20 protein-coding genes and 2 tRNA genes are annotated in these 24,332 nt (G+C 69.4%); 14 read left to right on the top strand and 8 right to left on the bottom strand.

The window, feature by feature from the left end; all coding sequences use genetic code 11:
- Positions 1 to 164: 164 nt before the first annotated feature.
- Positions 165 to 241: transfer RNA gene (locus tag OG266_RS29240), tRNA-Pro, on the bottom strand.
- 151 nt (positions 242 to 392) lie between these two features.
- On the opposite strand from OG266_RS29240, the gene OG266_RS29235 reads away from it, so the two are divergent.
- Positions 393 to 463 (top strand) — tRNA-Gly (locus tag OG266_RS29235).
- A gap of 161 nt (positions 464 to 624) precedes the next feature.
- Here OG266_RS29235 and OG266_RS29230 read toward each other — a convergent pair.
- Positions 625 to 819 (bottom strand): hypothetical protein, encoded by a 195-nt coding sequence (locus OG266_RS29230; protein ID WP_266462266.1) that lies wholly within the window; start codon positions 817 to 819, stop codon positions 625 to 627.
- A gap of 611 nt (positions 820 to 1,430) precedes the next feature.
- On the opposite strand from OG266_RS29230, the gene OG266_RS29225 reads away from it, so the two are divergent.
- Positions 1,431 to 2,636, top strand: a complete 1,206-nt coding sequence (locus OG266_RS29225; RefSeq protein WP_371549181.1) for an acyltransferase family protein — start codon at positions 1,431 to 1,433, stop codon at positions 2,634 to 2,636.
- 15 nt (positions 2,637 to 2,651) lie between these two features.
- Here the strand turns inward: OG266_RS29225 and OG266_RS29220 are convergent, their stop codons facing one another.
- On the bottom strand, positions 2,652 to 3,104 hold the full coding sequence (locus tag OG266_RS29220; RefSeq protein WP_266462260.1) for an HD domain-containing protein: 453 nt from the start codon (positions 3,102 to 3,104) through the stop codon (positions 2,652 to 2,654).
- An 889-nt stretch (positions 3,105 to 3,993) separates the two neighbouring features.
- Complete coding sequence (locus tag OG266_RS29215) at positions 3,994 to 5,178, bottom strand: PP2C family protein-serine/threonine phosphatase (RefSeq protein ID WP_266462257.1); 1,185 nt, start codon at positions 5,176 to 5,178, stop codon at positions 3,994 to 3,996.
- A 230-nt stretch (positions 5,179 to 5,408) separates the two neighbouring features.
- On the opposite strand from OG266_RS29215, the gene OG266_RS29210 reads away from it, so the two are divergent.
- A complete protein-coding gene (locus OG266_RS29210) occupies positions 5,409 to 6,638 on the top strand; it encodes a GNAT family N-acetyltransferase (RefSeq protein ID WP_371549179.1) in 1,230 nt (409 codons plus the stop codon).
- 10 nt (positions 6,639 to 6,648) lie between these two features.
- On the opposite strand, the gene OG266_RS29205 is transcribed toward OG266_RS29210, so the two are convergent.
- The gene (locus OG266_RS29205) at positions 6,649 to 7,458 is read right to left on the bottom strand and encodes an Fpg/Nei family DNA glycosylase (RefSeq protein ID WP_266462251.1); all 810 of its coding nucleotides are present in this window, start codon (positions 7,456 to 7,458) and stop codon (positions 6,649 to 6,651) included.
- A gap of 196 nt (positions 7,459 to 7,654) precedes the next feature.
- The gene (locus tag OG266_RS29200) at positions 7,655 to 8,143 is read right to left on the bottom strand and encodes a ribose-5-phosphate isomerase (protein WP_326723108.1); all 489 of its coding nucleotides are present in this window, start codon (positions 8,141 to 8,143) and stop codon (positions 7,655 to 7,657) included.
- Between the two features lie 218 nt (positions 8,144 to 8,361).
- Here OG266_RS29200 and OG266_RS29195 point away from each other — a divergent pair, with 218 nt between their 5' ends.
- Complete coding sequence (locus OG266_RS29195) at positions 8,362 to 9,843, top strand: amino acid permease (RefSeq protein WP_371549177.1); 1,482 nt, start codon at positions 8,362 to 8,364, stop codon at positions 9,841 to 9,843.
- Positions 9,844 to 9,942: 99 nt separating this feature from the next.
- Here OG266_RS29195 and OG266_RS29190 read toward each other — a convergent pair whose 3' ends face one another.
- Positions 9,943 to 11,958 carry a serine/threonine-protein kinase gene (locus OG266_RS29190; RefSeq protein ID WP_371549176.1) on the bottom strand — a complete coding sequence of 672 codons (2,016 nt, stop codon included), beginning with the start codon at positions 11,956 to 11,958 and terminating at the stop codon, positions 9,943 to 9,945.
- A gap of 196 nt (positions 11,959 to 12,154) precedes the next feature.
- Here OG266_RS29190 and OG266_RS29185 point away from each other — a divergent pair, with 196 nt between their 5' ends.
- On the top strand, positions 12,155 to 12,871 hold the full coding sequence (locus OG266_RS29185) for an LPXTG cell wall anchor domain-containing protein (protein ID WP_329547594.1): 717 nt from the start codon (positions 12,155 to 12,157) through the stop codon (positions 12,869 to 12,871).
- A 99-nt stretch (positions 12,872 to 12,970) separates the two neighbouring features.
- Positions 12,971 to 14,299, top strand: coding sequence for an FAD-binding oxidoreductase (locus OG266_RS29180; protein ID WP_371549174.1), 1,329 nt, complete (start codon positions 12,971 to 12,973; stop codon positions 14,297 to 14,299).
- A gap of 3 nt (positions 14,300 to 14,302) precedes the next feature.
- Here OG266_RS29180 and OG266_RS29175 read toward each other — a convergent pair whose 3' ends face one another.
- The gene (locus tag OG266_RS29175) at positions 14,303 to 14,893 is read right to left on the bottom strand and encodes a biotin transporter BioY (protein WP_266462240.1); all 591 of its coding nucleotides are present in this window, start codon (positions 14,891 to 14,893) and stop codon (positions 14,303 to 14,305) included.
- A 559-nt stretch (positions 14,894 to 15,452) separates the two neighbouring features.
- On the opposite strand from OG266_RS29175, the gene OG266_RS29170 reads away from it, so the two are divergent.
- The 8 genes from OG266_RS29170 (at position 15,453) to OG266_RS29135 (ending at position 24,323) form a co-directional block, all read left to right on the top strand.
- Positions 15,453 to 16,736: an ROK family protein gene (locus tag OG266_RS29170; protein WP_371553004.1), complete on the top strand. Its 1,284-nt coding sequence runs from the start codon at positions 15,453 to 15,455 to the stop codon at positions 16,734 to 16,736.
- Positions 16,737 to 16,987: 251 nt separating this feature from the next.
- Positions 16,988 to 18,061, top strand: a complete 1,074-nt coding sequence (locus tag OG266_RS29165; RefSeq protein WP_371549172.1) for an ABC transporter substrate-binding protein — start codon at positions 16,988 to 16,990, stop codon at positions 18,059 to 18,061.
- A 5-nt stretch (positions 18,062 to 18,066) separates the two neighbouring features.
- Complete coding sequence (locus OG266_RS29160) at positions 18,067 to 18,930, top strand: ABC transporter permease (protein ID WP_371549170.1); 864 nt, start codon at positions 18,067 to 18,069, stop codon at positions 18,928 to 18,930.
- Positions 18,906 to 19,652, top strand: coding sequence for an ABC transporter ATP-binding protein (locus tag OG266_RS29155; RefSeq protein ID WP_371549169.1), 747 nt, complete (start codon positions 18,906 to 18,908; stop codon positions 19,650 to 19,652). The genes OG266_RS29160 and OG266_RS29155 overlap by 25 nt, the downstream gene beginning before the upstream one ends.
- Positions 19,649 to 21,007, top strand: a complete 1,359-nt coding sequence (locus OG266_RS29150) for an LLM class flavin-dependent oxidoreductase (protein ID WP_371549167.1) — start codon at positions 19,649 to 19,651, stop codon at positions 21,005 to 21,007. Before OG266_RS29155 ends, OG266_RS29150 begins: the two co-directional genes overlap by 4 nt.
- A gap of 104 nt (positions 21,008 to 21,111) precedes the next feature.
- Positions 21,112 to 22,011: a TauD/TfdA family dioxygenase gene (locus OG266_RS29145; RefSeq protein ID WP_329547588.1), complete on the top strand. Its 900-nt coding sequence runs from the start codon at positions 21,112 to 21,114 to the stop codon at positions 22,009 to 22,011.
- Between the two features lie 149 nt (positions 22,012 to 22,160).
- Entirely contained in the window at positions 22,161 to 23,549 is a 1,389-nt protein-coding gene (locus OG266_RS29140) for an amino acid permease (RefSeq protein WP_371549165.1), read from the top strand.
- A 132-nt stretch (positions 23,550 to 23,681) separates the two neighbouring features.
- A complete protein-coding gene (locus OG266_RS29135) occupies positions 23,682 to 24,323 on the top strand; it encodes a superoxide dismutase (protein ID WP_266462224.1) in 642 nt (213 codons plus the stop codon).
- Positions 24,324 to 24,332 lie beyond the last annotated feature (9 nt).

Below are 24,332 nucleotides of genomic sequence, written 5' to 3'. Positions count from 1 at the left end.
GTCTGCCGACTTCTGCTGAGTCGACCGGAGCACTGAGGCGGATTCGCGGCCCTTGAGAGACGTAACAGTGCAGACATACGGGCGCGCAGCTTGCATAGTAACCGCAGGCGGTACACGGCCCAAAAGGCGATCTTGACATCGTCCGGCCCGATGGTCCGGCACGGTGGTCGGGGTGGCGGGATTTGAACCCACGGCCTTCCGCTCCCAAAGCGGACGCGCTACCAAGCTGCGCCACACCCCGTCGGTGCGACACGTAGGGTACATGCCCCCAGGGGGCACGGCTGCCGCATTTCAGGAGCGTGCACGGGGCACGTAACGGGGTGTGCGACGAAGGGGTGCGACCCGCTACGATGCTTTCTGTGCCGCGGTCACTGACCTGCGGTGCGTCCTGTGCGGGCGTAGCTCAATGGTAGAGCCCTAGTCTTCCAAACTAGCTACGCGGGTTCGATTCCCGTCGCCCGCTCTTCGTAGTCGCTTGGGGCCCGGTTCCACGGAACCGGGCCCCAAGTGCGTTCACGGGCGTCGCCCCCGCATGACATCCGGGCCCTATGGCATGCAGGCATGGTGGAGTCCCCGCGGCCCGGCTCTCGTCGCGGGGCGCTCTCGCCGGGCGCGGCCGTCCGCTCAGAACTGGATCGAGTTGATGGTCTCCGCCACCGAGTTGAGGAACCGTTGTATGTCGTCCGCCATGCCTGTGGACGCGAGGAAGAAGCCGAAGAGCACGGCTACCGCCGCCGGCCCTCCCTTGATCGATCCACCCCGTATCAACACCACCAGGACGATCCCCAACAGCAGCACCACTGACAGCGAAATGGCCACAACTGATCACACCCTACGGTCGGTCCGCTCTCCCGGCCCGGGGATGCAGCCCCACACCCCCGCCAGAACCATCGTGCCACCAACCCGGCTTCGTCATGCCGCGGGTGACACATCGTCGGCCACGGACTCCCGGCCCCCGCACCGCCGTTACCCCTCCGGCCAAGCGAACAGCGGTGCTGTGCACCGTAATTCGAAGGTGTGTCCTCATAGGAAATTCAGAGCGACCGTTTCCATACCCACACATCCTGTTCGCAGGTAATTCGAATTGTTGCCACAGGCACATCGCAGACTCCCTGAGCGGGCCACAAAAACCCCACGAACCGGACATGCCGCCAGAGTCACCCGCGGGACTTATGCACCATTTAGTCGGGATGAATAAGGACAGAACGACCGCATGTGGTAAGCAAATCGATATAAGGAGTCACTTGCGAACCAGACCGCAAGCCCTCCTCATTCCTGGGTACTCGCAGGCAATAAGCAGGAATGACGTCGACGGTTTTACGGGAACACATAGACAACGCTAGGGTGCCTCAGATGTTCCACGCCGCCACGTCCCCCGTATGCGCAGCGAGGTCACACATCATCTCCCCGAGTTTCTCCTCGGAGGGACTGTGACGAACTCGCTACGTCCGCAAGGCCATCGCGGAGCCGCACTCCCCCCGGCGCAGCAGTCGGCGCGGGGAGTGCCGAGTCCCCGCTCGTCCCCGACGCTGAAGGCCGCCACCTCCCTGACGCCGAAGGCGGCCACCGGTGCGGCCGCCCCGGGCACCAAGCCCGCGAAACAGCGCGACGCGTTCTTCGACAACGCCAAGTACCTGGCGATCGTGCTCGTGGCCATGGGTCACGCGTGGGAGCCGCTGAAGGGCCAGAGCCGCGTCCTCGAAGCGGCTTATACCGTCGTGTACGCCTTCCACATGCCGGCCTTCATCCTCATCTCCGGCTACTTCTCGCGCAGTTTCGACATGCGTGCGGACCGCCTCAAGCGACTGGTGACCGGCGTCGCCGTGCCGTACGTCGTCTTCGAGGTGGCGTACTCCCTCTTCAGCCGCTGGGCCGACGACAATCCGGGACAGTCGATCAGCGTGCTCGACCCCCTGTACCTCACCTGGTTCCTGGCCGCGCTCTTCGTCTGGCGGCTGACGACTCCGCTGTGGAAGCTGGTCCGGTGGCCGCTTCCGCTCGCCCTCGTCATCGCCATGCTCGCGAGCGTCTCACCGGACATCGGTGACGATCTGGACCTCCAGCGCGTACTGCAGTTCCTGCCGTTCTTCGTCCTGGGCCTGTTCATGAAGCCCGAGCACTTCCAGCTGGTGCGCCGGCGTGAGATCCGGATCCTGTCGGTGCCGGTCTTCGCCACCGCGCTGGTGGTGGGCTACTGGGCGGTGCCGCGGATGAACACGGGCTGGTTCTACCACCGCGACAGCGCGCAGCAACTGGGTGCGCCGTGGTGGACGGGGCCCGTCATGACGCTCGCTCTCTTCGGCTGCTCGCTGCTGCTCACCGCGTGCTTCCTTTCCTGGGTGCCGCGTCGCAAGCTCTGGGTCACGGTGCTCGGTGCGGGCACGCTGTACGGCTATCTGCTGCACGGCTTCCTGGTCAAGGGGGGCGAGTACTGGGGCTGGTTCAACCACGCGTGGCTGCACAAGCCGCTCGGTGAGGTCTTTGTGACCCTCGTCGCGGCCGCGGGCGTCACTCTGCTGTGCACGCCGCCCGTCCAGCGGGTCTTCCGCTTCGCGATGGAGCCCAGGATGGAGTGGGCCTTCAAACGGGACGCGACGGAGCTCGCCCGTGAACGGGCCGGGACCGCCAAGTCGTAGCTCTCCTGGCCGCGTTCAGGGAGCGAGGCCCAGCAGGGCGCGCATCGAGGCGTACTTCTTCGTCAGCCGGGCTCTGGTGTGTTCGTCGAGGACCGCGAGCCTCGCCGGGTCGGCGTTGTGCGCCAGGTCCGAGGCCTTCACCAGGAGGGCGCCCGGGGTCGTGCGGATACGTTTCGCGTACGACTCCGGGGGCTCGCCCTCGCGCTTGGTGAGCGCCAGCACGATGGCCTTCGTGCGGTTCGTCAGGGCGGCGTCGGTCAGCCACTCCTCCGACAGCGCCTCGTCCTCGACCGCGTCGTGCAGCCAGGCCGCCGCTATCTGTTCGTCGTCGCCGCCGCGGTCGCGGACGCCCTCCGCCACCGCGTGGAGGTGCTCGGTGTACGGCCGCCCCGCCTTGTCGGTCTGGGCGGCGTGCGCCTCACGGGCGAGGGCCTCGACTTCGGCCAAGGTCAGAAGAGTTCGCGTCACCCGACCAGTGTCACCCCACGCGCCGCACCGCGGACCCCGGACGGTCGCCCCGCCCCACCCAGCTTTTCTCGCCCCCTCCGCCCCTACCCGTCCCTTGCTCCTGGGGGCTCCGCCCCCAGACCCCCGCATCGGCCTGAACGGCCTCGTCCTCAAACGCCGGACAGGCTGAAAGATCTCCCCGGCCGGGGCTGAAAAGGTAAGCCCCCACGGGTGGGTGGGGGATCGGGATGGCACCACCTCGTCCTCAAACGCCGGACGGACTGAAAGATCTCCCCGGCCCGGGGCTGAAAAGCGCAGCCCCCACGGGTGGGCGGGGGATCGGGATGGCACCACCTCGTCCTCAAACGCCGGACGGACTGAAAGATCTCCCCGGCCCGGGGCTGAAAAGCGCAGCCCCCACGGGTGGGCGGGGGATCGGGATGGTGCTGCCTTGTCCTCGAACGCCGGACAGGCTGAAAGATCTCCCCGGCCGGGGCTGAAGAGCGCAGCCCCCAGGGAAGAGTGGAGCCCTCTCGGGTGGGCAGGGGATCTGGACGGCACCAGCTTGTCCTCTCACGCCAGACGGGCTGAGTGATCTGCGGCCCGGGCGGAAGATTTCAGCGGCGGCTGGGTAGAGATTCAGCCCCTCCAGCGTTTGAGGAGCGGGGTCTGGGGCGGAGCCCCAGGGACAAGGTACGGGTAGGGGCGGAGGGGGCGAAAAACCACCCACCAAAGCGGACGCCCCGCAGCCACCCACCGGCGGGAGGGGGCGTGCCGGTACGTCCAAAGCCCGTCGCGTACGTTCGCGTCACCGGACGTTTCAGTGCTCGGCCGACGTCTGATCCGGCGGCGACGGGCGGACGTACCGGCACGCCCCCGACCCACCCACCCACCCGGCACAAGGCCCCGCTCAGACCACCGCCGCAGCCGCAGCCGCCCCGCCCTCCCGGCAGATCAGCAGCAGCGCCCTGTCGTCGTTCACGTCCTTGGCCACCGCCTCGATGAGGTGCCAGGCGGCGCCGTGGAAGCCGCCGGCGACGTAGCGGTCGGCTTCGCCGGTGAGGCGGTCGATGCCTTCCACGATGTCGCGTTCGGAGGTCTCGACGAGACCGTCGGTGAAGAGCATGAGGACGTCACCGGGGCGCAGGGAACCCTTGACGGGGTCGAACTGGGCACCGTCGTACACCCCGAGGAGCGGGCCTTCCGCAGCCTTCTCCTCCCAGCGCCCGCTGCCCGCGCTGAGCTGGAGCCCAGGCGGGTGCCCGGCGGAGAAGAGCTCGTAGTCGCCCGAGTCGAGGTCGAGGACCAGGTGGATCGACGTGGCGAACCCCTCGTCCCAGTCCTGGCGAAGGAGATAGCCGTTCGCGGCGGTGAGGAACGCGTGCGGGGGAAGCGACCCCAGGAGGCCACCGAACGCCCCCGACAACAGCAGCGCACGCGACCCCGCGTCCATGCCCTTGCCCGAGACGTCCGTAAGGACGACCTCCAGCGTCCGGCCACCGTTCGTCCGCGCCGCCACCACGAAGTCGCCCGAGAACGACTGCCCGCCGGCCGGCCGCAGCGCCATCTCCCGGTGCCAGCCCAACGGCAGCTGCGGCAGCTTGCTCTGCACCCGGATGCGTTCGCGCAGGTCGAAGAGCATGGTTCCGCCGCGTCGCCACGGCACCCCGACCCGGCTCCTGAACTGCGCGATCAGCAGTCCGAAGAAGCCACAGGCCGCGACGACGAGAACCACACCCGGCGTAACCCGGGACGGACCCTCCGTGTACGGGCCGAGCTCCACGGACTCCACTATCAGCGCGGTGGCGGCCGCGGCGTACAGGCCCAGCAGGCTGGCGGGACGCAGCAGCAGGCCGCCCGCCACGATCGGGAGGACCAGGGCGGCCGGTGAGCACCACACCGAGTTCGCCAGCGTGGTGGCCGCGATGAGCGGGATCGTCAGCAGCAGACCGGCCAGCGCGATCCAGTCGGACCCGTCGCCGCGGAAGTAGTCGACGGCGGATCTGCGCAGGCCGGTGCGGGCCCGGTGCGCCTGCTTCTTCAACCGGGCCGTGAACGTATCGGCCTCCGCGCGCCGCTCTCGTCCTGCTGCCATTAGTTCGGGACCCTATCCATCGGACCAGGTGCTTGGCACGGGAGGTCCCACTTGTCCCCCGTCCGAGCGCTCAACTTCACAGAGAAATCCACAGAAGACGTCCAGCAGACGTCCAGTAGACGTCACGGAAGGCGCCGGCGAAGACGTCTTGGAAGACCTCGCACAGGGCCTCCGCGACGGTGGGGAGAAATTCCCTGGCTCGTACCGCATTGCCCTGGTAGTCATGGCCTATGACGACTGACGTGCGGGTACTTCAGCAGACCGAGTGGAACGCGTGGTACGACAACCTGGTCCGCGCCTTCGGCGGAGTGCCGGAGTCGTCCGACGAGCGCGGACTTTACAACGTGCTTACAGAGTACGACCGTTCCATCGGAGTCTGGGACGGCGACCAGGTGGTGGGCACGGCGGGCGCGTTCAGCTTCCGCGTCACGGTGCCGGGCGGCGCCTCCGTACCGGCCGCGGGCATCACGATGGTGAGCGTCGCGGCCACGCACCGGCGGCGCGGGGTGCTGAGGTCCATGATGCGGCGCCAGCTGGACGACATCCGCTCGTGGGGCGAACCGCTCGCGGTGCTGACGGCGTCGGAGCCGGCGATCTACGGCCGGTTCGGCTACGGCATCGCGACGTATCAGCTCAACGCCGAGATCGAGACCAGCCGCGTACAACTGTCCGTACCGCCCGGCACCGACGACGTACGCCTGCGGTACGCGGCACCGGCCGATGTCCTCGACGCGTGCGAGGCGGTGTACGCGCGGCTGGTACCGGGGCGTCCGGGCATGCTGGCGCGGCGGGCCGGCTGGGAGCAGGTGGGGCTGCTCGACCCGGAGGGCGAGCGGGACGGCGCTTCGCCGTTGCAGTGCGTGGTCGCCGAGCGGGACGACGAGGTCGTGGGCTACGCCCGGTACCGGGTCAAGCCGGAGTGGGAACCGTCCGGGCCCAGGAGCGCGGTCGTGCTCGAGGAGCTGGAGGGTCTGGACCCGGCGGTGCAGGGCGCGCTGTGGCGGTTCCTCTTCGAGATCGACCTGACGTCCAGGCTCCGCACCCGCGGCCGGCCCGTCGACGAGGCCTGGCAGCACATGGTGTCCGACATCCGCCGCTGCAATCTGCGGCTGAGGGACGCGCTGCATGTGCGGCTCGTCGATGTCGGCGCCGCGCTGGAGGCGCGGACGTATCAGGCGCCGGTGGACCTGGTGTTCGAGGTCGAGGACGCGTTCTGCCCCTGGAACGAGGGGCGTTGGCGGCTCACGGGTGACGCGAAGGGCGCGTCCTGCGTGCGTACGGAGGACGCGGCCGATCTCGCGCTGTCCGTACGGGAGTTGGGGGCGGCGTATCTGGGTGGGATGCCCCTGGCCTCGCTGGGGGCGGCGGGCCGGGTGCGGGAGCTGCGCCAGGGTGCGCTGACGGAGGCCTCGGTGGGGTTCTCCTCGGCGGTGGCTCCGTGGCTGCCGCACGGGTTCTAGACCGGCCGGGTCAGGCTTTCTGGCAGGTCGGGCACCAGAAGAGGTTGCGGGCGGCGAGATCGGCGGTGCGGATCTCGCCGCCACAGATGTGGCAGGGCAGGTGTGCCCTGCGGTACACGTACACCTCGCCGCCGTGGTCGTCGACGCGCGGCGGGCGGGCCATGGCCTCGGGGGTGTGTTCCGGGCGGACGGTGTCGATGCGGTTGTTGCGGACGCCCTCGCGCATCAGGTCCACGAGGTCGGTCCAGATCGCTTCCCACTCGGCGGGGGTGATGTCCCTGCCGGTGCGGTACGGGTCGATGCCGTGCCGGAAGAGGACTTCGGCGCGGTAGACGTTGCCCACGCCCGCGATGATCTTCTGGTCCATGAGGAGGGCGGCGATCGTCGTACGGCTGCGGGAGATGCGGTGGTACGCGGCTGACGGGTCGGCGTCCTGGCGGAGGGGGTCCGGGCCCAGGCGGTCGTGTATCGCCTGCTTCTCGTCGTCCGTGATCAGGGCGCAGGTGGTGGGGCCGCGGAGGTCGACGTACGCGGTGGGGTTGGCGAGGCGGAGGCGGACGGTGTCCGTGGGCGGGGGTGCGGGGGCGTCGCCGAAGTTGACCTTGCCGAAGAGGCCGAGGTGGATGTGGATCCAGTCCTCGGCGCCGAAGTGCAGGAAGAGGTGTTTGCCGTGGGCGTCGGCGGTGTCGAATTCGGTGCCGTCGAGGAGGGCTGCGGCGTCTGCGAACTTGCCCTGCGGGCTGGTTACGCGGGTGGCCCCGCCGGCGAACCTGGCCTCGTAGTCCTCGGCCAGGCGGTGAATCGTGTGCCCTTCGGGCACGGGTCCTCCCGTGTGTGCTCGGGCGGGGCACAGGGGTTTTCGCCCCCTCCGCCCCTACCCGTCCCGTACCTGGGGGCTGCGCCCCCAGACCCCCCTGTCGCGCAGTCGCGCTGACGCGCTCGTCCTCAAACGCCGGACGGGCTGAAAGATCTCCCCCGCCCCCGCGGGTGGGCGGGGGATCGGGACTGCTGAAAACCTAGTCGCCCTGCGGGTGATGCGCCGGGATCGGCGGCAGGTCGCCCGTCGTCTCGTAGGCCGTGAGCATGTTGATGCGGCGGATGTGGCGTTCGTCGCCGGAGAACGGGGTGTTGAGGAAGGTCTCGACGAACTTGGTCGCCTCTTCCTCGGAGTGCATGCGGGCGCCTACGGCGACGACGTTGGCGTTGTTGTGCTGGCGACCCAGGGAGGCGGTCTCCTCGCTCCAGGCGAGGGCGGCACGCACGCCGGCCACCTTGTTCGCGGCGATCTGCTCGCCGTTGCCGGAGCCGCCGATCACGATGCCGAGGGAGTCGGGGTCCGCCGCTGTCCGCTCCGCGGCGCGGAGGCAGAAGGGCGGGTAGTCGTCCTGGGCGTCGTAGATGAGGGGCCCGCAGTCGACGGGCTCGTGCCCGGCGGCCTTGAGCCACTCGACGAGGTGGTTCTTGAGTTCGAGACCGGCATGATCGGAGCCGAGATACACGCGCATGCTCCGAGTGTGACACGGCTGTTTCGGATCGGCCTCGCCGGGTGCCACCAGCGAAATCTGCGAGCAACACCATAGAACCTCAAGGAAACCTCAAGTAACGATCTGGATTCAAAGGTTCAAGAATTCCTTTACCTCCGATTCACTGGACCGGCTCGTACGCCCCACTGACACCACTCGTACGGGTTATCTGCTCGTCCGGCGAAAAGGAATCCCCCTACATGACCTCGCAGCCGACCCCCACGAAGGCCGCAAGCGGCCCCGGAGGCCCCGGAGAACCCGGTGGCGGCCTCCAGGCCGGACTCAAGAACCGTCATCTGTCGATGATCGCCATCGGCGGTGTCATCGGAGCCGGGCTCTTCGTGGGCTCCAGCTCCGGTATCGCCACCGCCGGGCCCGGCATCCTCCTCTCTTATGCCTTGGTCGGGACGCTCGTCGTCCTTGTCATGCGGATGCTCGGTGAGATGTCCGCCGCGAATCCGACGTCCGGTTCGTTCTCCGCGCACGCCGACCGGGCGCTCGGGCGCTGGGCCGGGTTCTCGATCGGCTGGCTGTACTGGTTCTTCTGGGTGGTCGTGCTCGCCGTCGAGGCCACCGCCGGGGCCAATATCCTCGAAGGGTGGATCCCCGCCGTTCCCCAGTGGGGGTGGGCGCTCATCGTGATGGTCGTCCTCACCGCGACCAACCTCGTCTCCGTCGGGTCGTACGGCGAGTTCGAGTTCTGGTTCGCCGGGATCAAGGTCGTGGCGATCAGCGCGTTCGTCGTGATCGGCGGGCTCGCCGTCTTCGGTGTGCTGCCGGGTGTCGACGCCGAGCAGGCCGGACTCGGGAATCTCACCGGCCACGGCGGCTTCCTGCCCAACGGGCCCGGCGCCATCCTGACCGGTGTGCTCCTGGTCGTCTTCTCCTTCATGGGCAGTGAGATCGCGACCCTCGCCGCCGGCGAGTCCGAGGACCCGCAGCGCGCCGTCACCAAGTCCACCAACAGCATCATCTGGCGCGTCGGCGTCTTCTACCTCGGCTCGATCTTCGTGGTCGTGGCGCTGCTGCCGTGGAACGACCCGTCGATCAAGGAGCAGGGCTCGTACGTCGCCGCCCTCGACTCCCTCGGTATCGCGCACGCCGGTCAGATCATGAACTTCATCGTGCTGACCTCCGTACTGTCCTGCCTCAACTCCGGGCTCTACACGGCCTCCCGGATGGCGTTCTCGCTCGGACAGCGGCGGGACGCGCCGAAGGTGTTCGCGAAGACCACCTCGCGTGGTGTGCCGATGGCCGCGATCCTGGCGTCGGTCGTCTTCGGTTTCGTGGCCGTCTTCTTCAACTACGCGTACCCGAAGACGATCTTCCTCTTCCTGGTCAACTCGTCCGGTGCGGTCGCCCTGTTCGTCTGGCTCGTCATCTGCTTCTCGCAGCTGCGGATGCGGAAGATCATCCAGCGCGAGTCGCCGGAGAAGCTGGTCGTGAAGATGTGGCTGTACCCGTATCTGACCTGGGCGACGGCCGCGCTGATCGTGTTCGTGCTCGGCTACATGCTGACCGACACGGAGCACGACGGCCGGGAGACGGTCCTGCTGTCCCTGCTCGTCGCGGCGGTGGTGCTCGCGATCGCCGTGATCCGGCAGAAGAGGGGAGCGGGCGCGCCGTACGTCCACCAGGTGGCTGACGATCCCCGCGACGAAGCTCCGGTGAAGGTCGGCTGAGGCCGGTCCAAAGGCAGTAGGGAGGGGCCCCGTGGCGTTCGTCTTCGCCTCGGGGCCCCTCCCTTTTCTCCCTTTTCGCGCCTCGGCTCACATCCCCGCTCACAGCACGGTGAAGGTCTTCTTGACCTGCTCATAGACCTGGAGCGCCTGGGCCTCGATGTCCGGCTGGTACCAGGTGTTGATCTGGTACGACTTCCCGTCGGCGTCGAAGCCGAGCAACTGGGCGTGCCAGCCCACTCCTTGGAGCGTGAAGAGGTACTCCCAGACGATCGCGGGCCGGCCCCGGAAGGTCGTCTCCTCCAGGCGGATCTTCCGGTAGCCCTGCCCCTGGCGGGCGTTCTGCTCCGAGGTCTCCCAGGTGTCCATGAGGTTCCCCTTGGCGAGGGAGGACTTGGCCGCGATCTCCTGCTTGCCGTCGGGCGAGGTGTAGTGCACCTCCGAGCCCGTCTTCAGGTCCCGCCGCCAGCCCTTGGGCGTCACCCACGCGTACCCGCCGGCCTCGCGGTGTGCTCCCGGGGGCAGGCTGGGCGGGCGTGAGGTGCCTTCGACGGTGGGCGATGCGCTGCCCGTCGGGCCGGTGGTCGCGGACGACGTCGGGGAGCCCGCGTTGTTGTCGTCGGGCGGTCCGCCGATCACCGCGACGACCAGCCAGACGGCCACTCCCGCCGCGACCACACCGCTCGCGGCGGCCAGCCACAGACCGCGCCTGCTCCGGCGCGGGCCGGGGGGCCCGGCGGGTACTGCGGGGCCGGGGAGTTCGCCGGGCGGCATCGCCGTGTGGGCGGGCACCGTCGAGAACTGGGCCTCCGTCACCGCCTCCGCCGAGCGGGAGACCGAGGGGGTTGTCGAGCCGACCTCCGCGCGCAGTTCGGAGGGGACTTCGGTGGAGGCGTTGGAGGCACTCGACGCGTTGGACGTGTTCCGGGTGTCCGGGACGGCGGGGGCCTCCGCCGGGGTTTCCGCTGCCGCTTCGGCGCTTGGGACCGGTGGCGGCTCGGGCCGGGGCTTCTTGAAGTCGAGTGAACTCTTCCGCGCCGGGGTGCGCTGCGCCGGTATCGCGTCCTGCACGGGGTCGAGTTCCGGCGCGTCCGCGGGTTCCGGCTCGGGCTCCGCCGCGGAATCATGCGGGGGCTCCGGCTTCCGCACCTCCCCCATGAACTCCGCGTCCAGGAGTACGGGCGTGGGCGACTCGACGTGGACCGGTGGAACGGGTGGCGGCGCGGCTTCCGGCTCTTCGAGCGCCGGCTCGGCGACGGGTCCCGCGTCCGGCCCAGGACCGTTCCGTCCCGCCTCCGGTCCCGGTCCCGGTTCCGGCCCCGGGAACACCAACTGTCCGAGTTCCGCCTCGAGTTCCTCCAGACCGGGGCGCGTGGACGGCTCCTTCTCCAGGATGGCGGCCAGGATGTCCCGCAAGTCGCCCACGGAGGCGGGGAGTTCGGGCTCCTCGTACAGGACTGCGTGCAGGGTGGCCAGGGTGGTGGAGCGGGAGAAGGGGGAACGGCCGCCGAGTGCCGCGCAGAGGGTCGCGCCCAGGGACCACACGTCGGACGGCGGGCCCTGCGGGTGGCCGGAGACGCGTTCGGGCGCCATGTAGTCGGGGGAGCCGACCAGCATCCCGGCCATGGTGAGCGCCTTCGTGTCCTGGATCGCGGCGATGCCGAAGTCGGTGAGGACGACCCGGTGGTGACCGCTCCGCTCGACCAGCACGTTGCCCGGCTTGATGTCCCGGTGCAGCACTCCCCCGGCGTGCACCTGGCGCAGCGCCACAACCAGTTCGAGTCCGATACGGGCCGCCTCGCGGGTGCTGAGCGGCCCGTCCTCCACCACGATCTGCTCCAGCGAGCGGCCGGCGACCAGTTCCATGACGATCCAGAGCCGCTCGCCCTCGTCCACGACGTCATAGATGCGTACGACATTGGGGTGGTCGATCCTGGCCGTGGCCCTGGCCTCGCGCAAGGTGCGTTCCCTGCGGGTACGCGTGTCCTCCGGATCGAGTCCGTCTATCCGCATTTCCTTGACCGCGACCTGCCGGTCGAGCATGTCGTCGGCGGCTCGCCACACCCGCCCCATTCCCCCCTGCCCAATGCTCTCGACCAGCCGATAACGCCCCGTCACCAATAATCCCGGAACACCGCCCCGCACATTCCCCGACAATCCCCGCACCCCCTCAACACCCATCGCAATCACCCGTCACAACTGCACCACTCGGAAACACAATGGTCACACTTCATGCCGTACCAGCATAGTGCGGAGAAATCTTGTGGTACCTCTTCAAGTACTGCGAATTCAGGCGCAGCCAAGGGGGACGAACATGAGTTCTCGTCGCACGACGATCATCGCTGGATCGCTGCTCACGGCATCTTTCTCGGCCGTGATGATCCTTTCCTACACCGCCGTGGCGGACGACCAGGGCCCGGGGAGCAGTGAGGGGGGAAAGGCGGTTGACGAGGCACCGGCGGGTGTAAAGCTGACCACGCTGCTGCCGGAGAAGATCTCCGTCGACAACAGTTCACAAAAGACGGCACTTACCGCCACGGTAAAGAACGAAGGGACCAAGGAAAGCGGCGACATCAGGCTTTTGGTGGTCGGTTTCGACGGCATGACGGTCAAAGACGTAAAGGGCTGTGACGCCATAGCCGAAGGGGATCTTCCCGAGGGATCGAACAGTGGTTTCAGTTGTGCCGTCGGCAATCTCGCGGCCGGTAAGTCGCAGTCGTACGACGTCGACGCCACCTTCGATCTGAGCAAGACCGGAAAGATCTGTCTGCCGGTGCAGACGAGCGACGGAGCGAAGACGTACTGGCAGCAGGGCCCGGTGCCGTTCGGTACGACGAACCCGTCGCCGAACGCCCCGGCCACCCCGTTGCTGCTCGGCACCGACAACACTCCGGTGGCACCGGGTGGTGACGAGTTGCCGAGCACCGGCCCCGTGAGCGATGTCCTGCCGCTCGGCGCGGCGGGCGCGGCGCTGGTCTCGGCGGGGGCGGCGGGCCTGTGGTGGGTCCGTAGGCAGCCGCAGCAGCACTGAGTTGAAGATCAGGGGGTGGGAGCCGGGCCCGGCTCCCACCCCCTGATCGATGAGAAAACCTGACGGCACATGTCAGGTTATGGACCCACGATGGCCGGCATGAACATCGTGGACAGCAAGGCGAATCAGCTCGTCCTCCGTCCCGGCGACGCCGGGTACGACGAGGAACTCGCCGGTTTCCAGACCGGTTTCACGCAGCGGCCCGCCGTGATTCACGCCGTCTCCTCGGCCGCCGACGTGGCCGCCGCGGTGCGGTACGCCGCCGCCGAGGGCCTGCCGGTCGGCATCCAGGCCACCGGGCACGGGCTGCCCGGCGAGGCAGAGGGCGGCGTACTGATCACGACGAAGCGCATGGACAAGGTGACCGTCGACCCTGAGGCGCGCACCGTCCACGTCGAGGCGGGCGTCCGCTGGGGGCAGGTGGTCGCGGCTGCCGGGCCTTACGGGCTCGCCCCGTTGAACGGTTCGGCGCCGGGTGTGGGCGCCGTCTCGTACACGCTGAGCGGTGGACTCGGCATCCTGGCAAGGGAGTTCGGGTACGCGGCCGACCATGTGCGCGCACTGGATGTCGTGACCGCCGACGGCCGGCTCCGCCATGTCACACCGGAGGCGGAGGCGGACCTGTACTGGGCGCTGCTCGGCGGCGGCCACAACTTCGGCGTCGTGACGGGGATGGAGATCGGCCTCGTGCCGGTGGCGCGGCTGTACGGCGGCTCGGTCTCCTTCGACGGGCGCGAAGTCGGTCCGGGGGCGGTGCTGCGGGCGTACGAGCGGTGGACGCGGACCGTGCCGGACGGGCTGACCTCGTCGTTCGCGGCCGTTCCGTACCCGGACGTCCCCGCGATACCGGACCGGCTGCGGGGGCGGTACGTCGTCTCCGTACGCGTGGCCTACACGGGTGCCGACGGGGATCAACTCGTCGCCCCGCTGCGGGAGATCGGCCCGGTGCTCGCGGATTCGCTGCGCGAGATGCCGTACACGGACAGCCACACCATCCACAGCGACCCCGCCTTCCCGCATACGTACTACGGCGACAGCTCGGTGCTGCGCGAGCTGGACGTCGATGCGGCGGCCGGGCTTCTCGCCCTGGCCGGGCCGGAGGCGCCCGTGATGTGCGTCGTGCAGATCAACCACTTGGGCGGAGCGCTGGCCGCTCCGGCGCCGAACTCCGTTCCGCACCGCGAAGGGCGGTTCCTGGTGCGGCTGTTGGCGATGGGCGACCGGGGCACGGCCCGCGAGGTGCTGGATCCGGCGTTCGAGCGGCTCGCGCCGTGGGCGGTCGGGCGGGCGCTCAACTTCGCGTTCGGGGCGGGGGATCGTACGGAGGGGCTGTACGGGGACGCCGGAACGCGGAAGAGGCTCGCCGGGTTGAAGTCGGAGTACGACCCGGCGAACCTCTTCAACAGGAACTACAACATCGTCGGCTGAACCTCAGCGGTTGAGGAACTTCCAGGCCGTGGGCAGCACGCCCATCGCCAGGGCCGCCTTCAGGGCGTCGCCGATCAGGAACGGGGTCAGGCCGGCCGCGATCGCGGCGCTCGCCGACATGCCGGTGGCGAGGGCCAGGTACGGGACGCCGATCGCGTAGATGATCGCCTCGCCGAGCAGCATCGTGCCCGCCGTGCGCAGCACGGAGCGGTCGGCGCCGCGGCGGGCGAGGGCGCCCACGACGGTGGCGGCCAGGAGCATGCCGAGGATGTAGCCGAAGGACGGGGCGGCGGTGCCGGAGCCGCCGCCGGCGAACCACGGCACGCCCGCCATGCCGACGAGCGCGTACACCGCGAGCGACAGGAAGCCGCGGCGGGTGCCGAGCGCGGTGCCTACCAGGAGTGCCGCGAAGGTCTGGCCGGTCACCGGGACCGGGGAGCCCGGGACGGGGAGGGAGATCTGGGCGGCGAGGCCGGTGAGGGCGGCGCCGCCGAGGACCAGGGCGGTGTCCCTGACGCGGGAGGCGGGGAGCAGGTCGGCGAGGACCTCGCCGGGGCGGATGCCCGTGCGGGTGGGGGCGGCAGCGGTGCTCATGGGGACTCCGGCGGGGTGGCGGCAGGTTCGGGACACGGTGACGCTATCCCAGGGGTGTGCGGGCGATCACCGTCAGCGGTCGACAAAGGGGGGAACCGGGGGTTGGTTGGCTTCTGACAAAGCGTGCGGTGTACACCCGTGGGGGCGTGATGCTGGTCACTGAGGTGGGGACGGTTTGCCCACGGGGTGGGGGGCGGCGGGACTGTTGGGTCCCGCCAAAGCGTTTTTTCGCCCCCTCCGCCCCTACCCGTCCCGTACCTGGGGGCTGCGCCCCCAGACCCCCCTGTCGCGCTGACGCGCTCGTCCTCAAACGCCGGACGGGCTGAAGACTCTCCCCCGAAGAAAACCGCCCCTAGCAGGATCCGCCGGACAAGCCCTACCCTTCACCCCATGGTTGCCCAGGCTGAGAACTTCGCGTCGCGTCGCTATGTCGACCTGCGTCGCCAGGGCACGGCCACCTGTCGCCGCACGGTGTAGGGCGGGACGGAGCGGATCCGGCTCGCCGATACGAAGACGGCGCAGTGTCGGACCAGCCCCGAGGAAGTTCCCCATGCTCTCCATGCCCCGTACCGCGGCACCACCGCGGACCCGAGCCGCCGACAGCGCGCGCCGCAGGACCAGCGCCAGTGTCATCCTGCGGTCCGTGCTGGACCACGGACCGGTCGCCCGAAGCACCGTCGCCCGGCTGACCGGACTGTCCCCGGCGTCGGTGACCGACTACTGCGCCCAGTTCACGGCGCTCGGTCTGATCCAGGAGGCGCCCGCGCCCCGGCAGTCGAAGGGCGTGGGGCGCCCGCACGTACCCGTCGACCTGGACGACGCCCGGTTCGTGGTCGGCGGAGTCCACGTGGCGGTGCCGTACACGACGGTCGCGCTGCTCGATCTGCGCGGCCGGGTGGTGGCGGAGCGGGAGCTGAGCCACAGCGGTGGCACCGAGCCGGGCCGGGTACTGGCGAACGCCGCCGACGGGCTCGGCGCACTGCTGGCCGAAGCCCCCGACCGTACGCCGCTGAGCGTGGGCGTGGCCGGCGGGGGCTGGGTGGACCGGGACTCCGGGACCATCGTGGAGCACCCCATGCTGGGCTGGCGTGAGGTCGCCGTACGGGACGCGATCGGCGCGCGTACCGGGCTGCCGGTCCATGTGGACGGCCACTCGCGGGCGTTGGTCAACGGGGAGCGGCTGTTCGGGCGGGCGCGCGGCAGCCGGAGCGTGCTGCATCTGTTCGTCGGCAATGTGGTGGACGCGGCCTTCGCCACCCACGACCAGGTGCACTACGGTCCCCGCTCCCAGGCCGGTGCGATCGCCCATCTGCCGCTCGCGGGCGGCACGGAGCGGTGCGACTGCGGCCGGACGGGGTGCCTTCAGGCCGAGTTGAGCGAGCGGACGCTGTCCCGCCGGGCCCGCGAGGCGGGGGTCATCGCCGGTGTGAACCCGATGCACGTGGTGGCCGCGGCGGCGGACGGTGACCAGGTCGCCGTACGGCTGCTGGTGGAGCGGGCCCGGATGATCGGGCGGGCGGTGGGGCTGCTGCTCGACGTCCTCAATCCGGACACCGTCGTCGTCACCGAGGTCGGGATCATCCACCGGGAGGACTGCCTGCGGGCGCTGCGCGAGGAGGTCGGGCCGGACCGGGCGGCGGCCGTCGTGCCGACGAGTTTCCCGGAGTCCGTGCTGGCCGTGGCGGGCGGTTCGGTGGCCCTCGACGTGTTCTACCGGGATCCGCTGGGCGCGTCACCGAAGCCGTCGCCAGAGTCGTCACCGGGCCCTCACCGGGACCGATTTAATTCAGAAACTCCGAATGTTGACAGGCCTTACGGACGACCAGGAGCATCCTCCTCATGAGCAGCTCGCGGGTGCAGGTTCCGCTCACCAAGTGCCGTGTCGTCGACCTCATGCGGGTCGCGCGCACGCTTTGTTGCTGACGCGTTGACGCACTGACGATCACTCGGATCCCTCTTTTCGCCGCGCCTCCGGCGTGTGCCTCATGTGCCTCTTCATGCGCGCATTCCTCCTTGCCGGCTTCGCCCTGCCCGGCTTCGCCCTGCCCGGAATTCCGCGCGCTCTCCTGCCACTTGAAGTCACGGAGTCCTCCCATGCCACCACTGTCCTCCTCCGCGTCCGGTATCGACCGGCGGCTGTTCCTGTCCTCCCTGCTCGGCGCCGCCGCTGTCGCCGGCCTCAGTGGCTGCGCGGGCAGCAGTGCCGCGAGCACCTCGGCCAAGGGGTCGACGTCCGCCCCGCTGGCCGCCGAGGTTCCCTCCGGTACGAGCCTGAAGATCGCCTCGTACCAGGGCCGGCAGCAGGTCCAGTTCAAGCTGGCGGGCCTCGACGACCTGCCCTTCACCGTCGCCGACTGGCCGAACATCGGCGCCGGTCCCGATGTCATCAACGCCTTCCGCGCCAAGTCCCTGGACCTCGCCAACAATGCGGGTATCCCGCCGATCCAGGCGCACTACCAGGGCTTCGACGCGAAGATCGTCGCGATCAACGTCACCCGCAAGCCCAACTACGCCTTCGCCACCAAACCCGGCAGCGACATCAAGGACGCCCAGGGCTTCAAGGGCAGGAAGCTGGCCTTCTCGCAGGGGCAGGCACAGGGCGTCGTACTCCTGCGTGCCCTGAAGGAAGCGGGGCTGGCGTACGACGATGTGGAGCTGGTGCCGCTGACCAGCAACCAGTTCCTCACCGCGCTCCAGTCCGGCCAGGTGGACATCGCCCCGCTCGCCAACGAGCAGGTGCCCGCCTATATCAAGCAGTACGAGTCCAAGGGCGCGCACATCATCGCCACCGACGTCGTGGACCTCCTCAACCTGCTGTGGGCGCCCACCTCCGTGCTCGCCGACCCCGCGAAGGCCGCCGCGGTCGCCGCGTACATCCCGCGCTGGGCGCAGGGCACCGTGTGGGCGTACGAGCACCCCGACAAGTGGAACGAGGAGTTCTTCGTCAAGACGCAGAACCTGAACCTCGCACAGGCCCAGGCGATCACCGAGCTCGCCAACAAGCCGCTGTACCCGCCGAGTTGGGACGAGGCGGTGAAGTGGGAGCAGGAGACCGCCGATCTGCTGGCCGAGGGCGGCTTCGTGAAGGCGTTCAAGGTCGACTCGCTCTTCGACCGGCGCTTCGAGGGCATCGCGGCGAAGTCCGTGGCCGCCGAGTACCGGAGTTGACCGCCATGACCACCACCACGACCGGCACCGTGACCGCCGCTGCCACCACCACCGCACCCGTGGCGGTGACGGAGAAACCCGCTCGCGCCCGGCGCCGCGGGCTCGCACCCGGCAAGCGGCTGCCCGCCGCCGGTTTCATCGGCCCCGTCCTCTTCGCCACCCTCTGGGCCGTCGCGTCCGCCGCCGGGCAGCTGGACCCCGGCGCGATACCGGCGCCCTGGACCGTCCTCAGCACCGCCGGCCATCTGTGGACCGACGGCACGCTCCCCACGGATGTGCTCACCTCGCTGGAACGCGCCGCGTACGGGTTCGCCCTCGGCCTGACCGCCGGGGTGGTCCTGGCGCTCGCGTCCGGGCTCAGCCGGATCGGCGAGGCGCTGATCGACGGGACGGTGCAGCTCAACCGGGCCATCCCGACCCTCGGGCTGATCCCGCTGTTCATCCTCTGGCTGGGCATCGGCGAGACCTTCAAGATCGCGATCATCGCCATCGTCGTCTACATCCCGATCTATCTGAACCTGCACTCCGCGCTGTCCGGCATCGACCACCGCTATGTCGAACTCGCCGAGGTCCAGGGGCTGTCCAGGGTCGCCTTCATCCGGCAGATCGTCATCCCCGGCGCGCTGCCCGGCTTCTTCGTCGGACTGCGGCTCGGGGTGACCGGGTCCTGGCTGTCCCTGGTCGTCCTGGAGCAGATCAACGCCACCAACGGGCTCGGCTACATGATGTTCCAGGCCCAGAACTACGGCCAGTCGGACGTGATCCTCGTCGGCCTGCTGATCTACGGGGTCTTCGGTCTGGTCTCCGACAGCGCGGTCCGTCTCATCGAACGGAGGGTGCTGTCATGGCGACGCACGCTGAGCAACTGACATCCACTCAGACGAAGCTCACCGTCCAACTCCGGGGACTGACACGCTCCTTCGAGGGCCGCACCGTCCTCGACGACATCGACCTCGACCTTCCGGCGGGCCAGTTCACGGCCCTGCTCGGGCACAGCGGCTCCGGCAAGAGCACGCTGCTGCGGGCCATCGCAGGGCTCGACCACACCGTCGCCGGCAGCGGGCAACTGACCGCCCCTGAGCGGGTGTCCGTCGTCTTCCAGGACTCCCGGCTGCTCCCCTGGCGCCGGGTCCTCGACAACGTACTGCTCGGCGCGGACGGCAAGGAGGCCGCCGAACGCGGTCGCGCCGCCCTCGCCGAGGTGGGCCTCGCGGGCCGCGAACGGGCCTGGCCCAACGAGCTGTCCGGCGGTGAGGCGCAGCGTGCCGCGCTGGCCCGCTCCCTGGTCCGCGAACCCGAACTCCTCCTTGCCGACGAGCCGTTCGGCGCCCTGGACGCGCTCACCCGGATCAAGATGCACGTCCTGCTGCGCGAGCTGTGGGAGCGCCACCGGCCCTCCGTGCTGCTCGTCACGCACGACGTGGACGAGGCGATCGTGCTCGCCGACCGTGTGCTCGTGCTCGACCAGGGGCGTATCGGCCTCGATCTGACCGTCGACATCCCGCATCCCCGCTCGTATCGCGACCCCTTGCTCGGCGAGTACCGCGAGCGGCTGCTCGCCGCCCTGGGCGTCACGGAGGACCACAAGTGACCACTGCACCCACCGCTTCCCGCCAACTCCACCTGAACGCCTTCCTGATGAACACCGGGCACCACGAGGCCTCCTGGCGGCTGCCCGAGAGCGATCCGTACGCGAGCGTCGACCTCGCGCACTACGTCAACCTCGCCCGTATCGCGGAGCGCGGCACCTTCGACTCGCTCTTCCTCGCCGACGGCCCGGTGCTGTTCAACAGCGTCGGTCAGCGCCCGTCCGGCACCCTCGAACCCATCACCCTGCTCACGGCGCTGGCCGTCGCCACCCAGCACATCGGCCTGATCGCCACCGCCTCCACCTCCTACAACTCCCCCTACAACCTGTCCCGCAGATTCGCCTCCCTGGACCATCTCAGCGGCGGCCGGGCGGGCTGGAACATCGTCACCACCGCCGGCGCCGAGGCCGCCCGCAACTTCGGCCTCGACGACGAACCCGCCCACGCCACCCGCTACGAGCGCGCCGCCGAGTTCCTCGACGTGGCGCTCAAGCTCTGGGACAGCTGGGAGGACGACCTCGTCGTCGGCGACAAGGCGACGGGCGTCTGGGGCGACGAGCAGAAACTCCATCCGCCGCGCCACAAGGGGACGTACTTCAGTGTCGAGGGCGCCCTCAACGTCCCCCGCACGCCCCAGGGTTACCCCCTCCTCGTACAAGCGGGGTCCTCCGAGGACGGCAAGCGGTTCGCGGCCCGGTACGCGGAGGCGGTGTTCACCGCGCAGCAGACCCTCAAGGACGCGCAGGACTTCTACGCCGACCTCAAGTCCCGTACGAGCGCGGCGGGCCGGGACCCGGACCACATCAAGATCCTGCCCGGCATCGTCCCGGTGATCGGCTCGACCGAGGCCGAGGCGCGCGAACACGAGCGGGTCCTCGAGGACCACATCGTGTACGAGCACGGTCTTTACCGCCTGGAGCACCTGCTGCATCTGGAGCCGGGCACGCTCGAACTCGATGCCCTACTGCCCGCGGACCTGCCGCCTGAGAGCGCCATCGAGGGCGCCAAGAGCCGCTACACGCTCGTGGTCGAACTCGCCCGGCGCGAGCGGCTCACCGCCCGCGAGCTCATCGGCCGGCTCGGGGGCGGGCGCGGTCACCTGACCTTCGCGGGCACGCCCGAGCAGGTCGCCGACGCGATCGAGGACTGGTTCCGGCTCGGCGCCGCGGACGGCTTCAACATCATGCCCGCCGTGCTGCCGTCCGGCCTCGAACTCTTCGTCGACCAGGTCGTGCCGATCCTGCGCACCCGCGGTCTGCTCCGCACGGAGTACGGGCCGCGGCAGACGCTGCGGGAGCGGTACGGGCTGCCGCGGCCGGCCAACCAGTACGCCGTCCCGGCACTCGCCTCCCACTGAAACCGCCCGCCTGAAGCCGCCCGCTGCAATCGCCCGAGAAGGAACCCACGGAACCGCCCGCTGAAGGAACCCGCAGACACCCTCAGTTGAAAGGACCGCCGCACATGTCCGAGATAGAGATCCGCAAGGTCACCGCGAAGATCGGCGCCCAGATATCCGGCATCGACATCGCCAAGCCCCTCGACGACGAGACCATCGCCGCCGTCCGTGCCGCTCTCAACGAGCACAAGGCGCTGGTCTTCGACGCCGAGGGCCTGGACGACGAGGGCCAGCAGGCATTCGCCCGCCAGTTCGGCGACCTCACCACCGCCCACCCGACCGTGCCCGCGGTCGACGGCGCCCCGAACGTGCTGCCCGTGGACAGCGAGCGGGGCCGCGCCAACCACTGGCACACCGACGTCACCTTCGTCCTCAACCCGCCCCAGGCCAGCACCCTGCGCAGCATCACCATCCCGCCGTACGGCGGCGAGACCCTCATCGCCAACTCCGCCGCCGCCTACCGCGACCTGCCCGAGCCGCTGCGCCGGCTCGCCGACAACCTGTGGGCCGAGCACACCAACGACTACGACTACGCGGTGCCGGACGAGGAGATCGACGAGGAACAGGCCGAGCAGCGCGCCCAGTTCACGTCCATCAAGTTCCGCACCGCCCACCCGGTCGTCCGGGTCCACCCGCTGACCGGTGAACGCGGGCTGTTCATCGGCGGGTTCGCGCAGCGGATCATCGGCCTGTCGGTGGGCGAGTCCCGCAAGATCCTCGACATCCTCCAGGCGTACGTCACCCGGCCGGAGAACATCCTGCGCTGGCGCTGGTCGCCGAACCAGCTCGTCCTCTTCGACAACCGGATCACCCAGCACTACGCCATCGACAACTACGACGGACAGCCCCGCCGCCTGCACCGCGTGACCGTCGCCGGTGATGTGCCGGTCGGCATCGAGGGCAAGGAGAGCTACTCGATCGCGGGCGACGCCTCGCACTACACCTCGGTCACCGAAGTCGGGTAACCGAAGTGGGGTAAACGAAGTCAGGTAACCGGAGCCCCACCCTCCGTATCGCTCTCGTCCACATGCTGGGCGGCCGCTCCGCCCGACCGGAGAGGCCGCCCAGACTGGCGGCGTTTTTGCCCGCCTCACGTAATGGACGAGCCGCGCCCATGCCCCGCACCACCCTCGACGCCCCGCCCGGCACCCCGGACACGGACGCCTCCCTCTCCCACGGCCTCAAGCAGCGCCACCTGTCGATGATCGCCCTCGGCGGTGTGATCGGCGCGGGCCTCTTCGTCGGCTCCGGCGCGGGAATCGCCGCCGCCGGACCCTCGATCGTCATCGCGTACGCCGTGAGCGGCCTGCTGGTCATGCTGGTGATGCGGATGCTCGGCGAGATGTCGGCCGCGTATCCGTCGTCCGGTTCCTTCTCGGCGCACGCCGAGCGCGCGATCGGCCCGTGGGCGGGCTTCACCGCCGGCTGGTCCTTCTGGGTCCTGCTGTGCACGGCCGTCGGCCTCGAAGGCATCGGCGCCGCGAAGATCGTCACGGGCTGGCTGCCCGGGACCCCGGAGTGGGCCTGGGTCGCCCTCTTCATGGTGGTCTTCTGCGTCGCGAACCTTGCCGCGGTGAAGAACTTCGGCGAGTTCGAGTTCTGGTTCGCCGCACTGAAGGTGGGCGCGATCAGCCTCTTCCTGGTTCTCGGCCTACTCGCCGTCGCGGGCGTCCTGCCCGGCACGGACTCCCCCGGGACCGCCAACCTGACCGACTTCCTGCCGAACGGCGGCGAGGGGCTCGTCATCGGCCTGCTCGCCTCCGTGTTCGCGTACGGCGGTCTGGAGACCGTGACGATCGCGGCGGCCGAGTCGGACAACCCGGTGCAGGGTGTGGCCCGGTCGGTCCGTACGGCGATGTGGCGCATCGCGCTCTTCTACATCGGCTCGATGGCGGTCATCGTCACGCTCGTCCCATGGGACTCGAAGGAGGTCGTCGAGAAGGGCCCGTACGTCGCCGCCCTCGACCACCTGGGCATCCCGGGCGCCGCGCAGCTGATGAACGTGGTCGTCCTCGTCGCGCTGCTCTCGGCGATGAACGCCAACATCTACGGCGCCTCGCGCATCGGATACTCGCTGGTGGAGCGGGGTCAGGGGCCGAAGGGTCTTGGCAAGGTCTCGGGCGGGGTCCCGCGCGTCGCCGTCCTCGCGTCGTCGGTCTTCGGCTTCGTGTGCGTCCTGCTCAGCTACTGGCGGCCCGACGACGTCTTCCCCTGGCTGCTGAACATGATCGGCGCGGTCATCCTCGTCGTCTGGATCTTCATCGCCGTCTCGCAGCTCCGGCTGCGGCGGAGGGTGGAGCGCGAGGCGCCGGAGAAGCTGGTCGTACGGATGTGGCTCTTCCCGGCGCTGACCTGGGTGGCGCTCGCCGGGATGGCCGGCATCTTCGTCCTGATGGCACGGGAACCGGACACGCGGGTGCAGCTCTACTCGACGGGCGGAATGACGCTGGCGCTGGCGGCGGTCGGGTACGCCCGGCAGAAGGCGCGCGCCGCCCGCGACTGACAGCTCTCAACTGCACGTCTCAACTGTGCGTCTCCACTGCACGAAGGCCCTCGCATGCGTCACGCGAGGGCCTTTTTGTTGCTAGCGTGTAGTTGCACATAGATTGCAATAAGAGGTCGGAGGGGACCCGCCATGCCCGTCTACACACTTCCTGAGCTGCCGTACGACTACTCCGCGCTCGCGCCCGTGATCAGCCCCGAGATCATCGAGCTGCACCACGACAAGCACCACGCGGCATATGTGAAGGGGGCCAACGACACGCTGGAGCAGCTCGCGGAGGCGCGTGACAAGGAGTCGTGGGGCTCGGTCAACGGGCTGGAGAAGAACCTGGCCTTCCACCTCTCCGGCCACATCCTGCACAGCATCTACTGGCAGAACATGACCGGCGAGGGCGGCGGCGAACCCCTGGCCGCGGACGGCGTGGGTGAGCTGGCGGACGCGATCACCGAGTCGTTCGGCTCCTTCGCCGGGTTCAAGGCCCAGCTGACGAAGGCATCCGCGACCACACAGGGCTCCGGGTGGGGCGTCCTCGCGTACGAGCCGCTGAGCGGGCGTCTCGTCGTCGAGCAGGTCTACGACCACCAGGGCAACGTGGGCCAGGGCTCGGTCCCGGTCCTCGTCTTCGACGCCTGGGAGCACGCCTTCTACCTCCAGTACCGGAACCAGAAGGTCGACTTCATCGAGGCCATGTGGCAGGTCGTCAACTGGCAGGACGTGGCGCGGCGTTACGCGGCGGCGAAGTCCCGCGCGGATGTGTTGCTGCTGACTCCCTGAGGCAGATAT

Origin of the sequence: Streptomyces sp. NBC_00554 (genome assembly GCF_041431135.1) — a bacterium.
Taxonomy (GTDB): Bacteria; Actinomycetota; Actinomycetes; order Streptomycetales; family Streptomycetaceae; genus Streptomyces.
Note: the sequence above shows the minus strand (reverse complement) of the source record. Positions and strands in the feature narration are given on the sequence as shown.

Bases quoted from the DNA above. Each gene is read 5' to 3' on its own strand.
- OG266_RS29215 (WP_266462257.1), bottom strand. From the start codon at position 5,178: ATGGCAGCAGGACGAGAGCGGCGCGCGGAGGCCGATACGTTCACGGCC.
- OG266_RS29210 (WP_371549179.1), top strand. From the start codon at position 5,409: ATGACGACTGACGTGCGGGTACTTCAGCAGACCGAGTGGAACGCGTGG.
- OG266_RS29200 (WP_326723108.1), bottom strand. From the start codon at position 8,143: ATGCGCGTGTATCTCGGCTCCGATCATGCCGGTCTCGAACTCAAGAAC.
- OG266_RS29195 (WP_371549177.1), top strand. From the start codon at position 8,362: ATGACCTCGCAGCCGACCCCCACGAAGGCCGCAAGCGGCCCCGGAGGC.
- OG266_RS29185 (WP_329547594.1), top strand. From the start codon at position 12,155: ATGAGTTCTCGTCGCACGACGATCATCGCTGGATCGCTGCTCACGGCA.
- OG266_RS29180 (WP_371549174.1), top strand. From the start codon at position 12,971: ATGAACATCGTGGACAGCAAGGCGAATCAGCTCGTCCTCCGTCCCGGC.
- OG266_RS29175 (WP_266462240.1), bottom strand. From the start codon at position 14,893: ATGAGCACCGCTGCCGCCCCCACCCGCACGGGCATCCGCCCCGGCGAG.
- OG266_RS29170 (WP_371553004.1), top strand. From the start codon at position 15,453: ATGCCCCGTACCGCGGCACCACCGCGGACCCGAGCCGCCGACAGCGCG.
- OG266_RS29165 (WP_371549172.1), top strand. From the start codon at position 16,988: ATGCCACCACTGTCCTCCTCCGCGTCCGGTATCGACCGGCGGCTGTTC.
- OG266_RS29160 (WP_371549170.1), top strand. From the start codon at position 18,067: ATGACCACCACCACGACCGGCACCGTGACCGCCGCTGCCACCACCACC.
- OG266_RS29155 (WP_371549169.1), top strand. From the start codon at position 18,906: ATGGCGACGCACGCTGAGCAACTGACATCCACTCAGACGAAGCTCACC.
- OG266_RS29145 (WP_329547588.1), top strand. From the start codon at position 21,112: ATGTCCGAGATAGAGATCCGCAAGGTCACCGCGAAGATCGGCGCCCAG.
- OG266_RS29140 (WP_371549165.1), top strand. From the start codon at position 22,161: ATGCCCCGCACCACCCTCGACGCCCCGCCCGGCACCCCGGACACGGAC.
- OG266_RS29135 (WP_266462224.1), top strand. From the start codon at position 23,682: ATGCCCGTCTACACACTTCCTGAGCTGCCGTACGACTACTCCGCGCTC.